Annotated in this window: 13 protein-coding genes; 5 read left to right on the forward strand and 8 right to left on the reverse strand. The window is 64.1% G+C overall.

All coding sequences use genetic code 11. The annotated features are described in order from the left end of the window. The first annotated feature begins 169 nt into the window (after positions 1-169). Positions 170-4,360, forward strand: coding sequence for a DNA-directed RNA polymerase subunit beta' (gene rpoC / locus METLW4_RS0117475; protein ID WP_018267528.1), 4,191 nt, complete (start codon positions 170-172; stop codon positions 4,358-4,360). A 364-nt stretch (positions 4,361-4,724) separates the two neighbouring features. Here the strand turns inward: rpoC and METLW4_RS0117480 are convergent, their stop codons facing one another. From METLW4_RS0117480 to METLW4_RS0117495, 4 genes are all read right to left on the reverse strand, one after another. Beyond that, complete coding sequence (locus METLW4_RS0117480) at positions 4,725-5,582, reverse strand: hypothetical protein (RefSeq protein WP_157235212.1); 858 nt, start codon at positions 5,580-5,582, stop codon at positions 4,725-4,727. 67 nt (positions 5,583-5,649) lie between these two features. After that, entirely contained in the window at positions 5,650-6,177 is a 528-nt protein-coding gene (infC, locus tag METLW4_RS0117485; RefSeq protein ID WP_018267530.1) for a translation initiation factor IF-3, read from the reverse strand. Positions 6,178-6,378: 201 nt separating this feature from the next. After that, positions 6,379-6,606, reverse strand: a complete 228-nt coding sequence (locus METLW4_RS0117490) for an FmdB family zinc ribbon protein (protein ID WP_018267531.1) — start codon at positions 6,604-6,606, stop codon at positions 6,379-6,381. A gap of 78 nt (positions 6,607-6,684) precedes the next feature. Further along, entirely contained in the window at positions 6,685-7,302 is a 618-nt protein-coding gene (locus METLW4_RS0117495; RefSeq protein ID WP_018267532.1) for a DUF2239 family protein, read from the reverse strand. A 115-nt stretch (positions 7,303-7,417) separates the two neighbouring features. Here METLW4_RS0117495 and METLW4_RS0117500 point away from each other — a divergent pair, with 115 nt between their 5' ends. Both METLW4_RS0117500 and METLW4_RS27880 read left to right on the forward strand, forming a co-directional pair. Next, positions 7,418-8,602: a PQQ-dependent sugar dehydrogenase gene (locus METLW4_RS0117500; protein WP_018267533.1), complete on the forward strand. Its 1,185-nt coding sequence runs from the start codon at positions 7,418-7,420 to the stop codon at positions 8,600-8,602. A 104-nt stretch (positions 8,603-8,706) separates the two neighbouring features. Next, a complete protein-coding gene (locus METLW4_RS27880) occupies positions 8,707-9,210 on the forward strand; it encodes a hypothetical protein (RefSeq protein WP_157235214.1) in 504 nt (167 codons plus the stop codon). Positions 9,211-9,287: 77 nt separating this feature from the next. On the opposite strand, the gene METLW4_RS0117505 is transcribed toward METLW4_RS27880, so the two are convergent. Both METLW4_RS0117505 and dapF read right to left on the reverse strand, forming a co-directional pair. Beyond that, positions 9,288-10,445: a MiaB/RimO family radical SAM methylthiotransferase gene (locus METLW4_RS0117505; protein ID WP_018267534.1), complete on the reverse strand. Its 1,158-nt coding sequence runs from the start codon at positions 10,443-10,445 to the stop codon at positions 9,288-9,290. Continuing rightward, positions 10,442-11,308, reverse strand: coding sequence for a diaminopimelate epimerase (gene dapF, locus METLW4_RS0117510; protein ID WP_026191592.1), 867 nt, complete (start codon positions 11,306-11,308; stop codon positions 10,442-10,444). Before dapF ends, METLW4_RS0117505 begins: the two co-directional genes overlap by 4 nt. 90 nt (positions 11,309-11,398) lie before the next feature. Here dapF and METLW4_RS0117515 point away from each other — a divergent pair, with 90 nt between their 5' ends. Then, positions 11,399-12,148 (forward strand): GyrI-like domain-containing protein, encoded by a 750-nt coding sequence (locus tag METLW4_RS0117515; protein WP_018267536.1) that lies wholly within the window; start codon positions 11,399-11,401, stop codon positions 12,146-12,148. Positions 12,149-12,493: 345 nt separating this feature from the next. Here METLW4_RS0117515 and METLW4_RS0117520 read toward each other — a convergent pair whose 3' ends face one another. After that, positions 12,494-12,712: a helix-turn-helix domain-containing protein gene (locus METLW4_RS0117520; RefSeq protein ID WP_018267537.1), complete on the reverse strand. Its 219-nt coding sequence runs from the start codon at positions 12,710-12,712 to the stop codon at positions 12,494-12,496. A 5-nt stretch (positions 12,713-12,717) separates the two neighbouring features. Then, positions 12,718-13,281 carry a DUF2975 domain-containing protein gene (locus METLW4_RS0117525; RefSeq protein WP_026191593.1) on the reverse strand — a complete coding sequence of 188 codons (564 nt, stop codon included), beginning with the start codon at positions 13,279-13,281 and terminating at the stop codon, positions 12,718-12,720. A gap of 118 nt (positions 13,282-13,399) precedes the next feature. Here METLW4_RS0117525 and METLW4_RS0117530 point away from each other — a divergent pair, with 118 nt between their 5' ends. After that, entirely contained in the window at positions 13,400-14,032 is a 633-nt protein-coding gene (locus tag METLW4_RS0117530; protein ID WP_018267539.1) for a hypothetical protein, read from the forward strand. Positions 14,033-14,079: the final 47 nt, after the last annotated feature.

Genomic DNA, 14,079 nt, shown 5'->3' on the forward strand with positions numbered 1-14,079 from the left:
AGGGCCGGCGCCGCTCGCGCGAGCCTTGAAGGACCCTCACCCGACCCGGCGTCGCCGGGCCACCCTCTCCCGCAAGCGGGAGAGGGGCGCGCACCGAGGTTTATGGGCGCGACGGACAAAGATGGCGAGCCCAGCCGCTTCATCCGTCCTGCGTCTCTAGGAGAAGACCATGAATCAGCAAGAGGTCATGAATCTCTTCAATCCGGTCGTCCAGCCGCAGGCGTTCGATCAGATTCAGATTTCGATCGCGAGCCCGGAGAAAATCCTCTCCTGGTCGTTCGGCGAGATCAAGAAGCCGGAAACGATCAACTACCGGACCTTCAAGCCGGAGCGCGACGGCCTGTTCTGCGCCCGCATCTTCGGCCCGATCAAGGATTACGAGTGCTTGTGCGGCAAGTACAAGCGCATGAAATACAAGGGCGTCATCTGCGAGAAGTGCGGCGTCGAGGTCACGCTGGCGCGCGTGCGCCGCGACCGCATGGGCCATATCTCGCTCGCGGCGCCGGTCGCGCATATCTGGTTCCTGAAGTCGCTGCCCTCGCGCATCGGCCTTCTGCTCGACATGACGCTGAAGGACCTCGAGCGCATCCTCTATTTCGAGTCCTACATCGTCATCGATCCGGGCCTCACGCCCTTGAAGGAGCGTCAGCTCCTCACCGAGGACGAATATCTGCGCGCCCAAGACGAATATGGGCAGGACCATTTCACGGCGATGATCGGCGCCGAGGCGATCCGCAAGATCCTCGAGTCGATGGATCTCGAGGGCATCGCCGCGCGCCTGCGCCAGGAGATCGCCGAGGCGACCACCGAGCTCAAGCCCAAGAAGCTCGCCAAGCGCCTGAAGATCATCGAGGCCTTCATTCAGTCCGGCAATAAGCCGGAGTGGATGATCCTGAAGGAGGTCCCGGTCATCCCGCCGGACCTGCGCCCGCTGGTGCCGCTCGACGGCGGCCGCTTCGCGACCTCCGATCTCAATGATCTCTATCGCCGCGTCATCAACCGCAACAATCGTCTGAAGCGGCTGATCGAGCTGCGCGCGCCGGATATCATCATTCGCAATGAGAAGCGCATGCTGCAGGAGGCCGTCGACGCTCTGTTCGACAATGGCCGCCGTGGCCGCGTCATCACCGGCGCCAATAAGCGTCCGCTGAAGTCGCTGGCCGACATGCTGAAGGGCAAGCAGGGCCGCTTCCGCCAGAATCTGCTCGGCAAGCGCGTCGACTATTCCGGCCGCTCGGTCATCGTCGTCGGCCCGGAGCTCAAGCTCCATCAATGCGGCCTGCCGAAGAAGATGGCGCTCGAGCTGTTCAAGCCCTTCATCTATTCGCGCCTCGACGCGAAGGGCCATTCGGCCACGGTGAAGCAGGCCAAGAAGCTGGTCGAGAAAGAGAAGCCGGAGGTGTGGGACATCCTCGACGAGGTGATCCGCGAGCATCCGGTGCTGCTCAATCGCGCGCCGACGCTCCATCGCCTCGGCATTCAGGCCTTCGAGCCGGTGCTGATCGAGGGCAAGGCGATCCAGCTGCATCCGCTCGTCTGCGCCGCCTTCAACGCCGATTTCGACGGCGATCAGATGGCCGTGCACGTCCCGCTGTCGCTGGAAGCGCAGCTCGAGGCGCGCGTGCTGATGATGTCGACGAACAATATTCTGCATCCGGCCAATGGTCAGCCGATCATCGTGCCGTCGCAGGATATCGTTCTCGGCCTTTATTATCTGTCGCTGGAGCGTGACGGCGAGCCCGGCCAGGGCATGGCCTTCGCCGACCAGGGCGAGATCGAGCATGCGCTCGCCGCCAAGTCGATCACGCTGCAGACCAAGATCAAGGGCCGCGCCTGGACCTATAACGAGAAGGGCGAGCGCGTGTCGAAAATCTTCGACACGACGCCCGGTCGTCTGATCCTCGGCCAGCTGCTGCCGCGCAATCCCAAGATTCCCTTCGACGCAGCCAACAAGCTGATGACGAAGAAGGAAATCTCCAACATGATCGACACCGTCTACCGCAATTGCGGTCAGAAGGAGACGGTCATCTTCTGCGATCGCATCATGGCCCTCGGCTTCCGCGAGGCGTTCAAGGCGGGCATCTCCTTCGGCAAGGATGACATGGTCATCCCGGAGACGAAGGAGCGCATCATCACCGAGACGCGCAGCGCCACCAAGGAATATGAGCAGCAGTACAACGACGGCCTCATCACCCAGGGCGAGAAATACAATAAGGTCGTCGACGCCTGGATGAAGTGCTCGGAGAAGCTCGCCGAGGAGATGATGATCCGCATCTCCACCGTCCGCAAGGACGAGCATGGCCGCGATCTGCCGATCAACTCCATCTATATGATGTCCCACTCGGGCGCGCGCGGCTCGCCCGCGCAGATGAAGCAGCTCGCAGCGATGCGCGGCCTCATGACCAAGCCCTCGGGCGAGATCATCGAGACCCCCATCATCTCGAACTTCAAAGAGGGCCTCACCGTTCTCGAATACTTCAACTCCACCCACGGCTCCCGCAAGGGCCTGTCGGACACGGCGTTGAAGACCGCGAACTCTGGCTATCTCACGCGTCGTCTCGTCGACGTGGCGCAGGATTCGATCATCACCACGGTCGATTGCGGCACCGAGAAGGGCATTCGCATGCGGGCGATCATCGACGCCGGTCAGGTCGTCGCCTCGCTCACCTCGCGCATTCTCGGCCGCACCGCGGCGGAGGATCTGCGCGATCAGCAGGGCAAGATCATCGTCCCCAATGGCGAGATGATCCAGGAGTGGCATATCGAGCCGATCAACGCCGCCGGCATTCAGGAGGTGAAGATCCGCTCGGTGCTGACCTGCGAGTCGAAGAACGGCGTCTGCGGCAAATGTTACGGGCGCGATCTCGCCCGCGGCACGCCCGTCAATATGGGCGAGGCGGTCGGCGTCATCGCGGCGCAGTCGATCGGCGAGCCGGGCACGCAGCTCACCATGCGCACCTTCCACATCGGCGGCGCGGCGCAGCTGGCGGACCAGTCCTTCATCGAGTCCAACTTCGAAGGCACGGTGCATATCCGCAACCGCCATGTGGCGCGCAACTCGGATGGCGATCTCATCGTCATGGCGCGCAACGTCGCGGCGGTGATCGTCGGGCCGGACGGCGTCGAGCGCGCCGTCAACCGCATCCAATATGGCGCGCGGCTGAAGGTGGACGAAGGCGACAAGATCAAGCGCGGCGACCGCATCGCGGAATGGGACCCCTATACGCGTCCCATCGTCAGCGAGGTGGACGGCGCCATCGGCTTCGAGGATCTGGTCGAAGGCCAATCGGTGACGGAGACGGCGGACGAGTCGACCGGCATCACCAAGCGCGTCGTCATGGATTGGCGTCTCAACACGCGCTCGGCGAGCCTCAAGCCGGCGATCGTCATCAAGGGCGCCGACGGTAAGGTCATCAAGCTGCAGCGCGGCGGCGACGCTCGCTACACGCTGCCGGTCGAGTCGATCATCGCGGTCGAGCCGGGCGGGCAGATCAAGGCCGGCGACATTGTCGCGCGTATCTCGCTCGAGAGCGCCAAGACCCGCGACATCACCGGCGGTCTGCCGCGCGTCGCCGAGCTGTTCGAGGCGCGCCGTCCCAAGGATCACGCGATCATCGCGGAAATCTCCGGCACGGTGCAATTCGGCCGCGACTATAAGAACAAGCAGCGCCTCTCCATCGTCCCGCATGAGGAAGGCGCTGATCCGGTCGAATATCTGATCCCCAAGGGCAAGCACATCCATCTTCAGGACGGCGACGTCGTGGAGAAGGGCGACTATATCGTCGACGGCAATCCGGCGCCGCACGACATTCTGGCGATCAAGGGCGTGGAGGAGCTGGCCGCTTACCTCGTCAATGAAATCCAGGAGGTCTACCGGCTGCAGGGCGTCAACATCAACGACAAGCACATCGAAGTGATCGTGCGTCAGATGTTGCAGAAGGTCGATATCGTCGACGCTGGCGACACCGGCTTCCTCGATGGCGAGCAGGTCGATCTCACCGAGCTCGAGGAGGCCAACGCCAAGGCGCTGGAGGAGGGCGGCAAGCCGGCTCACGGCACGCCGGTTCTGCTCGGCATCACCAAGGCCTCGCTGCAGACGCGCTCCTTCTTCTCGGCGGCCTCCTTCCAGGAGACCACGCGCGTGCTCACCGAGGCGGCGGTCAATGGCAAGGTCGATCCGCTCATCGGCCTCAAGGAGAATGTCATCGTCGGCCGGCTGATTCCTGCGGGCACGGGCGCGGCCATGGCGAAGTTCCGTGGCATTGCGACGGGGCGCGACGATCTCATCATCACGCAGCGCGCCGCGGAAGCCGAGACGCGCCCGACGACGCCGCGCCTGCCGCCCGCCGCGGCGGAGTGAGGCGAGGGGTCTTGTCCCTCTCCTCCAAAGAGGAGAGGGAGAGGCCCGAGCAAAATGAAAAAGGCCGCCAGCGATGGCGGCCTTTTTCATTCCGTATCATACTGCTTCCGACCGATTGCTTCGGCGCGGCGAACACAATCCCTTCGTCCTGAGGCGCTTTTTGCGGCACGCAAAAAGCCTCGAAGGACGATCCAGCCCACACAGCGGCGACCCGTCGAGACCCCGGCACCCAAGTCGGGCAAGCCCGACTTGGTAAACCCGAGATCGATGCGGGCTCCTCAGGGCGAGGGATGGATGGTTCATCCGAATGGATCGATCGGAAGTCGTATCAGGGGCTTTTCGACAGGATTCGAACCACGCAAGCTCAGCGCTTCTTTTTGCCGCCGGCTTCCGCTGTCTTCTTGAAGCCGTTCGCCAGCTCTGTGCCGAGCGTGAGCGCGCGCGCTTCCGTCACGCGCAATGCGCAATAGCCGAAATCCGCCTCCTGGGCGTATGAGCGGCAAATCTCCTCGCGGCGCGCGGAAAAGCCGGCCTGCTCGCGGACGAGCTCCTTGCGCTGGGCCTTCTCGGATTTCATCTTGTCGTAGAGCGCTTTGTAGTCGTTGCGCACCGTCTGCTCGATGCGGGCGCGCATGGTCAGCATCTCTTCGGCGCGCTTGGGGTCGAGCTCGCCGGCGCCCATGCCCCACAGGCCATTGGGGTCGGCGCGACAATCGGCCTGCTTCAGCTCGCACGCCCTGCCGTCGGAGCTCGCCAGAATCGCGCCGTCCAGCGCGTCGAAGCTGAAGGGGCAGGCCGGAAATTCCACCTCGAAGCGACGAAGCCCGCTGCTCGTTTGACGCAGCGCCAGGCGCAATGGCTCGGACACCTCGATCCGGCAGGTCTCGCCAGAGCGCGTCAGCCGATCGCCCACGAGCGACAGCCGCGCCACCTCGAGCGCGCCGCCACGCCTCTGCAGCTCGATCGAGCCGCGCGCCTCGCCATCCTGATAGAGGACGCGGCCGACAATCGTCTCCTCGCTCGGCGGCTTGGGCGCGACAGGCGTCACGGCGGCGCGCGGCTTGGGCTTGGCGCCCGGCTCGACGGGGGCCGCGACAGAACCCGCCGGCGCCGGCGCGACCGCGCCCGGCAGCGCCATCTGAGCGATGGCGCCGGTCGTGGCGGGGAGCGCCGAAAGAAGCGCCGCGCTGGAGAGAATCGCGCGGAGAGAGACGATGGACATGAAAGACAACAAAGACTGAAAGACGCGGCCTCGGCAAGTGCGGATCGAGGCCCCGCCCGAAGCCGCGTCAGCGCGGCGCCAGCACCATGATCATCTGCCGGCCTTCCATGGAGGGCTCGAGCTCGACCTTGGCGATAGTCGCCGTCTCCGCCTTGACGCGCGTCATCAGACGGTAGCCGATATCCTGATGCGCGATCTCGCGACCACGAAAACGCAATGTGACCTTGACCTTGTCGCCCTCCTCGAAGAAGCGCTGCACGGCTTTCATCTTCACATCATAGTCGTGCTCGTCGATGCCGGGGCGGAGCTTGATCTCCTTGACCTCGACGATCTTCTGCTTCTTGCGGGCCTCGGCGGCCTTTTTCTGCTCGAGAAATCGAAATCTGCCGTAATCGAGAATTTTGCAGACCGGCGGCTCGGAATTGGGCGCGATCTCGACGAGATCGAGCGCTGCCGTCTCCGCCAGAGAGAGGGCGTCGAGAAACGGAACCACGCCGTGGTTCTTGCCTTCCGAGTCGATCAGTTGCACCTCGCGCGCGCGAATCTCCCGGTTGATGCGCGGACCCTCCTTCTGTGGGGCCGCGGTGCTCTTCATTGGACGGCGAATGGATGTTCTCCCTTCAGGATGAAATAGATCGTCTTCCGATCCGATCCGTTGCGCGAGAGAAAGCGGCATGAGCCGTCATTTCCCCCGGGGCTACCCGGCGGAGGGCCGACGCGGAAAGAATCTCACTCTCCTCCGCGAAGTCAACCGTCGATATAGAACTATTCGCGGCGAGCCGCGCGAAATTCGTGCTCAACCGCAATCGGCGAAGGCGGGGCAGGAGGCGCCGCAGCCGCCCGCTCCGCCCATGGAGGCGCAGGAGGCTTCGGTCTCACCGCCGCTCGCCGGCTTGGCGATCAGCGAGAGCTGGCGCGTCAATTCGACGCCGCCGCAGGCCGGACAGGCGGGAATTTCGTCCGAGCGCACCAATGTCTCGAATTCTTTGTCGCAGGAATTGCAGCTATAGGCGTAGAGCGGCATTGAAATCCTCGTCGCCGGAAGCGGATGTCGCGCGTTACATGCGCTCCCGATCAGGCCATTGCAAGCCGGGAGTCCCGCTCACGCGCCGCCCGCTTCGGCGAGGCGCAGCGCATAGGCGCGCACATCCTTCGGCCAATCGGCCATGATCGATTCGAATCGCGCCGCATCGCCGGCGAAGAGCGCGCGCAACGCCTCCTCATAGCCGGGAAGATTTCCCGCTATGGCGGAGAGAAAGCGATAGGCGGCCTCGCGCGCCTCGCGCTTATGGCTCTCCGCTCCGCCCTCACGTCGCGCGGTCTCGACCAGACGGCGCAGCGTCGCCGAAGCGCCGCCCGGCTGCGCGGCGAGCCAGTCCCAATGCCGCGGCAGCAGCGTGACCTCGCGCGCGACAACGCCGAGCTTGGGCCGTCCACGACCACGCGCGGCTTCCTCCGCGCCCTCCGTCGGAGCGGCGTCGCTGCGCTCTCTGCCGGGAGGAGCGGCGGCGAGCCGCGCGATGATCTCCGGCTTGGCGCCACGCAGATCGAGATCGACCACCTCGCCGGTGGCGTCGTCGAAAGTGAGGACATAGCCATCGGCCGCATCGGCGTTCTTCACCGCCAAGGCGACCTCGACCAGCGGACCGGAGGCGAGGATGCGGCCATCGGCGAAAGCGGCGCAGGGCCGCGACAGGCGGGAGAGAGCGTCTTTTTCCATACGCAATTTATACCCAGGTTAAATTATCAGAGTCAATAATACCCGGAATAAATATTTCTCGCGCCGCGGCGGCCGGCGCCCCTATCTCTCCGAGAGCCGCCCCGGAGACTCCCCGATGATCGCCCGATGCCTCCTTTGCCTTTTCCTATGCGCGACGGCCTCGCTGGACGCCCATGCGGCGCCTTCGGCGCAGGACGAGGCGAAGCAGATTGAGAAGGACCTGCGCCGCATTCAGCTGCCGGAGGGGTTTTCCATCTCGCTCTACGCGCTGGTTCCACATGCGCGCACGCTCGCTATCGGCGGGCGCGGCGAGGCGATTTTCGTCGGCACGGATGCGAGCCGCATACATGTGCTGATTCCGGGCGGCGAGCGCGCCGCCTCTGTCGAGACTTTCGCCGCCGATGCGCCTTTCGTCATTCCGCATGGACTCTGCTTCGACGCGGAGGGAACATTGTTCGTCGTCGAGCAGAATCGCATTTCGAGCTTTGCTTCAGCCGAGAAGGACTGGCGCCGGCTCGCCTGGAAGGATGCGCGCAGCCTCGCGCCACAAGGCGGGCTCATCCCCGTCGCCGAGCAGAGCGCCAATCACACGACGCGCATCTGTCGCATCGGGCCGGACGGCAAGCTCTATGTCTCGCTGGGCCAGCCCTATAATGTCACGCCGCACGACAAGCTCGAGCTCTATGAGCGCATCGGCATGGGCGGAATCATCCGCATGAATCGCGACGGCTCCGGCCGCGAGGTTTTTGCGCGCGGCGTTCGCAACTCCGTCGGCATGGATTTCGATCCTGCGGACGGAACGCTCTGGTTCACCGACAATCAGGTGGATCGCATGGGCGACGACACGCCGCCCGGCGAGCTCAATCGCGCGCCGCGGGCGGGACTGCATTTCGGCTTTCCCTGGTATGGCGGCGGCCATGTGCGAACTTACGAATATTCGCGCGATGCGCCGCCGGAGGGCGTCGTCTTTCCGCAAGTGGAGGAGGCGCCGCACGCCGCCGATCTCGGCATGACCTTCTATCGCGGCTCGGCCTTCCCGCCCTATTATCGCGGCGGGATTTTCTCTGCGCAGCACGGCTCCTGGGACCGCACGATGCCGGTCGGCGCGCGCGTGATGTTCACCCGCGTCGGCCCGGAGGGAAAGCGCGGCGTCAGCGAGCCTTTCGCGGAAGGCTGGAACAATGGCGATCCGCAATATCTCGGCCGGCCCGTGGATGTGGCGGAACTGCCGGACGGCTCGCTGCTGGTGACGGACGACCAGAATGGGGCGGTGTATCGGATTGTTTATAAGGCGCCGTGAGGCTTCCCATTGCGCATTGACATTGTCACTCCTCCACGTGCTCATATGAAATTCAAATACGAGGAACGCAATCCTTCGAGCAACCGCGCTAAAAGAAGACCGTCATGGCCAATGAAGAACAGCCGACATCCGATGCGCAATCGTTTTCTATGTTTATGGGTGCCGTATCACTGATGTTATTTGTAGTCCCGGCAGCATCCACCAAAATCGATTTCTGTCCTTTGAATATTGGTCTACTAGAGCGACTGCCTCATTTCGAGCAGCTTGTGCGATCTGGCTTGGTTGGATCTACTCAGGTCTGTCTATTTGGAAACATGCTCGTACCATTTTGGGCGATCGCGATCTGTGGATGCATATATTTTCGTTCATATTTAAAACAATTGGCGATAGAAGCGCAACGACGCCAGAATATGCCTAATCCAGGTTCGGGTCAGGCTTTTAATATTATGCTATGGCTATCTATAATATGTGGTATTTTCATTTTTGTTGCGCAGTTTGTTCCTGTCTCTATGTTAATGGGAGGCTTTGCAACAAAGCAGTTTTCTTTAGAGGCTTTTTTGCTTTGTGGCGAAGGACTGTTGATTGCGCTGACGCTTGCCTATGCGTGACCATTCCGACCCTGCATCGGAGCAGAGCTTTCATAGACGAGAGACGGTTTACTGAAATTTTTGGGTGAATACGTCCTTCAGAGCATTTGCCCGCTCAACGCCTTCCCGTCATGCCCCATCACGCGCATATCCAGCATGCGTCCCGCTTCCGCGCCGGGCGTGCGGATGGGAGTGAAATCTTCGGCGCGGGCCATGCCGCCTTTTTCCGTCAGCACGCGCAATGTCTTGCCGATCTGCGCGTCGAGATGGCGGATGAGCGCGGCGTCACCGGCCGCGCGCAGGCGGGCGGCGCGTTCTTTCACCAATGAGCCATTGACCTGCGGCATCAGCGCCGCCGGCGTTCCGGGACGCGGCGAATAGGGGAAGACATGCAGATGCGTCAGCCCGCATTGCTCGACGAGAGCGAGCGTGCGCGCGAACATGTCTTCCGTCTCGGTGGGAAAGCCCACGATGAAATCGGCGCCGAAGACGATATCCGGCCGCGCCTCGCGCAGCTCGGCGCAAAAGCGAATGGCGTCGGCGCGCGAATGGCGGCGCTTCATGCGTTTCAGAATGAGGTCGTCGCCCGCTTGCAGCGAGAGATGCAGATGCGGCATGAGCCGCGGCTCGCTGCGCATGCAGTCCAACAGCTCGGCGTCCGCCTCTATGCAGTCGATGGAGGAGAGCCGCAGCCGCTCGAGCCGCGGCACTTCCCGCAGCAGCGCGCGCGTGAGGCCGCCGAGCGAAACGCCTTCGGCGGCGTAGCTCGTCAGATCGACGCCGGTCAGCACGATCTCGCGCTTGCCGCTCTCGACCAGCCGCCGCGCCTCGGCGACGACCTCGGCCGGCGCGATGGAGCGCGAGGGGCCGCGGCCGAGGGGAATGATGCAGAAAGTGCAGCTATGGTCGCAGCCGTTCTGCACGGCGAGAAAGGCGCGCGTTTGCCCTTCGGCGGCGCTGTCGGCGCGCGGCGCGCCCGGCTCGGCGAGCACGCGCGCGACGCCGTCCATTGCGGCGAAGCTCGCGGGATCGATGCGCGCCGCGCAGCCGGCGACGATGATCTCGGCCGCCGGCCGCTCGCGATGAAGGCGGCGGATCGCTTGCCGCGCCTGGCGCGTCGCCTCGGCCGTCACGGCGCAGGTATTGACGATGACGCGCTCGCTTTGCGCGCCGGCGCGCGCCTCGCGCAGCAGCCGCTCGGAATCGACGTAATTGAGGCGGCAGCCGAAGGTGACGATGTCGACCGCGGCGCTCACGCGTCCAGCTCGGCGAAGTAGCCGGCTTCCAGCTCCGTCTCGAATTCGAGCTCGACGTCGCCGGTCATCATGACATGATCGTCCGGCCCCCAGGCGATGACGAGCTCGCCGCCGGGGAGGCGAATGCGCGCCTCACGCGCCGAGAGGCCGGCGCGGGCGGCCGCCACCAGCGTCGCGCAGGCGGCCGAGCCGCAGGCGCGCGTCTCGCCCGTGCCGCGCTCCCAGACGCGCAGCAAAATCTCATCCGGCGCGACGATCTTGGCGAAGGAGATATTGGCGCGCTCGGGGAAGAGCCGGTGATGCTCGAGCTGCGGCCCGAGCGTGGCGAGATCGAGAGCGAGCGGGTCCTCGACGAAGAAGACCGCATGAGGATTGCCCATATTGACTGCCGAAAAGGCGGCGGGCGCCCCCTGGACTTCAGGCGCGAGCGGCACATTTCTCGTATCGGGGGCTTCGGCGGCGAGCGGTACGTCCCGCCAGCTCAGCCGAGGCGCGCCCATATCGACGGTAAAGCGCGTCTCGCCCGCGCGCCATGTGCGCACCGGGCCGGCGTCGGTTTCCAGCGTCAGCGCCTCGCCTTCCCCGGCGCGGCCGAGCACATAGGCGACGCAGCGCGTGCCATTGCCGCAGGCGGCGGAGAGCGAGCCGTCGGTATTGTAGATGCGCATATAGGCGTTCGCGCCCGCATGGCGCGGCGCATGCAGGACCATCAGCTGGTCGAAGCGCAGGCCGGGGGCGCGGGCGATGGCGCGCGCCTCGGCGGGCGCGACCTCGAGGCCGGCGCGGCGCAAGTCGAGAACGAGAATTTCATTGCCGATCCCGTTCATACGAAAGATAGGGAGTCCGGCGAGCGGGCTGGTCATCATGCCGTTCATTTCCTGTTACAGGCGTATATAGAGAATCGAATCGCGACGCTATGGCCGGCGCCCGCGCTTTCAAAGAGGACGAGACCCATGAGCAATTCGAGCGATGAGGGCTTCACGCAGAGATTGAAGCGCGCTTGGCCCTTTGTCGCGGGTCTGGCCGTTCTCGCCGTCGTCGCGGGAGCCTTTTTCGGCGCGACATCCACTCCGCCGACCTCCACCGCCGTCGTGACGGCGCCGGGCGCTCAGGTCGCGGCGGAGACGCCGCAAAAGCCCGCGCCCTCCGCGCCGGACAGCCCCGTCGCGCCGAAGCCGACGCTCGACCTCAACGAGCCCTCTCAGGCCGAGGCGGAGGCGCAGGCGCAAGCCGACGCCATCGCTGGTCAGGCAATCGATATCATCGCCCGGCCCGTCCTCAAATTGCGCGGGCAGGGCACATGGGCGGACGGGCTCAAGACGCTCTCCGAGGCCATCGCCAGCCTGCGCGTCGCCGCCTCCAAGGCCGGGCTCACCGTGGACGGCCGCCCGCTGGTCGCCTTTACCGAGACGGATGACAATGGCTTTCATTTCGAGGCCATGCTGCCGCTGACGCGCCCGCCCGAGGCCAAGGCCAAATTCGAGCATGGCGTCGAGGCCGGCGCCTCGCCCGCCGGCAAGGCGCTGAAGTTCCAGCATCGCGGGCCTTATGAGGAGATCGACTCGACCTATGAGGCGATCACCGCCTTTCTGGACGAGAAGGGCCTCGACACGAAAAACCTGTTCGTCGAGGAATATCTCAACGATCTGAAGACCAGCGACGATGATGGGCTCCAGGTGGATATTTATGTGTTCTTGAAGTGAGAGCTTCCGGGCGCTGGCTTCGTCCCGTCAAATACAATCCCCTCATCCTGAGGCGCTTTTTGCGGAACGCAAAAAGCCTCGAAGGATGTTCCAGTGCGCGTTTCGACGCTTCGAGACGCCCGCTTCGCGGGCACCTCAGCGTGAGGGCCGTCGTTGCGACCATGCGCGCATGAGGGGTCAAGACAGGTCCGGTTCGTCTCGCCTCTCTCGCGATCGCAGAGATCGTCTCTAATGAAACCTGGCTTAAGAGCCTGGCCGCATGGAGACGTCCCTCGTCACACAATCTTCAACGGGCTTCGCAGCGACGATATTCCCGATCTGCACTCGAAGCGCGGTTGGAGCGGCTCAGCTTTCTTTCGCGTCCGGCCGATATTCCAGAATGTCGCCCGGCTGGCAGTCCAAGACCTCGCAGATTTTCTCCAGCGTATCGAAGCGAATTCCTTTCACCTTGCCGGATTTCAAGAGGCTCACATTCTGCTCGGCGATGCCGATACGTTGCGCGAGATCGCGCGAGCGCATCTTGCGCCGCGCGAGCATCACGTCGAGATTGACCACGATCGCCATGGCGCTCACACGAATTGCGCGTTTTCGCCGGCGATGTCGGCGGCGGTCTTGAAGATATGCGCTATGGCGATCAGCATCAGCAGGAAGATGATGTTCAGCAGATCCTCGAGCTTTATGTAGCCGTGATGGCTCTGCTCATAGGGAAGATGCGAGGCGATGGCCAGAATGATCGCCGAGCGCATCGCCACGTCCAGAAGCACGGTGAACAGCCCGATGACGCCTGCGCGCCGTAGCCATAGCGCCGCCTCCGCGGAGAAGACGCCGCCCTCGAGATAGAGGCTGAACACGCGCCACAGGCAAAAGCAGATGACCGCGACAAAGACCCAGACGAAGAGGCTCAGCGCCGTCGCCGCTGCATATTGGCCTTGCGAGGCGCCCGAAACGTCGATCTGCAACAGCTCGCGAAAGTGGCGCTCGACCTTTCCGGCGTCGGCCCAGAAGGTCAGTATCGCGAGGAGATCGGCCGCCGCGAAGAAAACGACGAGCGCCCGAATTGTTTGGCAGATCCATCCGATGCGCGCCCGCAGCGCGGAAAGACGCGGGTCTTGGAGAGCAATGGCGTCGATCATGGGATTCCATCCTTTCGGCGGCGCGGCAAAATGGCCGTCCGGCGCGATGGAAACAATTTGACGCATATTATTTTTAATGTCAAACATGAAAATATCATTGAACAACAGGAAGCGATCCATGACCCGCGGCCTCCCGTTTCTCGCGCTCGCCTCTGCTCTTTCTCTCTCGGCCTGCAATGGCGTTCCGCTCTCGACGCAGTGGAAGCTGCGCTCCTTCGATCTCTCGACCGCCGATGTCGCGCCGCTCCGCCTCGCCCTGCGCGCGCCCGATTGGCTCGAGCCGACGCCGACGAGCGCGCGGGTCGTCGCCACCTATTGGCGCGAGGGAGAGGAGGCGGCGAAGCGCGTTCTGACGATTCGTCTCGTTCCCGCCGCCCATGCGGAAGACCGGCCCATTCTCGCCGGGCTCGAATCGGCGACGAGCGGCGGGCTGATGGTCTTCGAGGCCGACCGGCGCGATCTCGCCGCTATTCGCGCCGCGCAGGAGGAGGGAAAGCGCTGGCGCGAGAGCGGCGCGAAAGGCCATGGCTCGCTCGATCTCGAGGGCGGGCTCTACTGCCGCCGCGCGGAAATCCCTGCCGGAGCGGTGGTTTTCGACGTTTATGTCCATGCCGACGACGCGCTCGGCTGGCTCCCGTTGCTGATCGGCCATGACGCGCATCCGTCCGGCGCGGACGAGAAGAAGCTCGCCGATTTCATGCCGCCCTGCGCGCCGGCGCCGGCCAATGTCGCAGCCAAGACGCGGCGATAGCGCCAAGTCTGTCCGTTCTCGCTGGCGTTGGTCCCCTTTGCCGCGAT

This window comes from Methylosinus sp. LW4, assembly GCF_000379125.1.
Classification (GTDB): domain Bacteria; phylum Pseudomonadota; class Alphaproteobacteria; order Rhizobiales; family Beijerinckiaceae; genus Methylosinus.

Coding starts and splice junctions, on each gene's coding strand:
- rpoC (WP_018267528.1), top strand. CDS start 170: ATGAATCAGCAAGAGGTCATGAATCTCTTCAATCCGGTCGTCCAGCCG.
- METLW4_RS0117480 (WP_157235212.1), bottom strand. CDS start 5,582: ATGTCCATCGTCTCTCTCCGCGCGATTCTCTCCAGCGCGGCGCTTCTT.
- infC (WP_018267530.1), bottom strand. CDS start 6,177: ATGAAGAGCACCGCGGCCCCACAGAAGGAGGGTCCGCGCATCAACCGG.
- METLW4_RS0117490 (WP_018267531.1), bottom strand. CDS start 6,606: ATGCCGCTCTACGCCTATAGCTGCAATTCCTGCGACAAAGAATTCGAG.
- METLW4_RS0117495 (WP_018267532.1), bottom strand. CDS start 7,302: ATGGAAAAAGACGCTCTCTCCCGCCTGTCGCGGCCCTGCGCCGCTTTC.
- METLW4_RS0117500 (WP_018267533.1), top strand. CDS start 7,418: ATGATCGCCCGATGCCTCCTTTGCCTTTTCCTATGCGCGACGGCCTCG.
- METLW4_RS27880 (WP_157235214.1), top strand. CDS start 8,707: ATGGCCAATGAAGAACAGCCGACATCCGATGCGCAATCGTTTTCTATG.
- dapF (WP_026191592.1), bottom strand. CDS start 11,308: ATGACCAGCCCGCTCGCCGGACTCCCTATCTTTCGTATGAACGGGATC.
- METLW4_RS0117515 (WP_018267536.1), top strand. CDS start 11,399: ATGAGCAATTCGAGCGATGAGGGCTTCACGCAGAGATTGAAGCGCGCT.
- METLW4_RS0117520 (WP_018267537.1), bottom strand. CDS start 12,712: ATGGCGATCGTGGTCAATCTCGACGTGATGCTCGCGCGGCGCAAGATG.
- METLW4_RS0117525 (WP_026191593.1), bottom strand. CDS start 13,281: ATGATCGACGCCATTGCTCTCCAAGACCCGCGTCTTTCCGCGCTGCGG.
- METLW4_RS0117530 (WP_018267539.1), top strand. CDS start 13,400: ATGACCCGCGGCCTCCCGTTTCTCGCGCTCGCCTCTGCTCTTTCTCTC.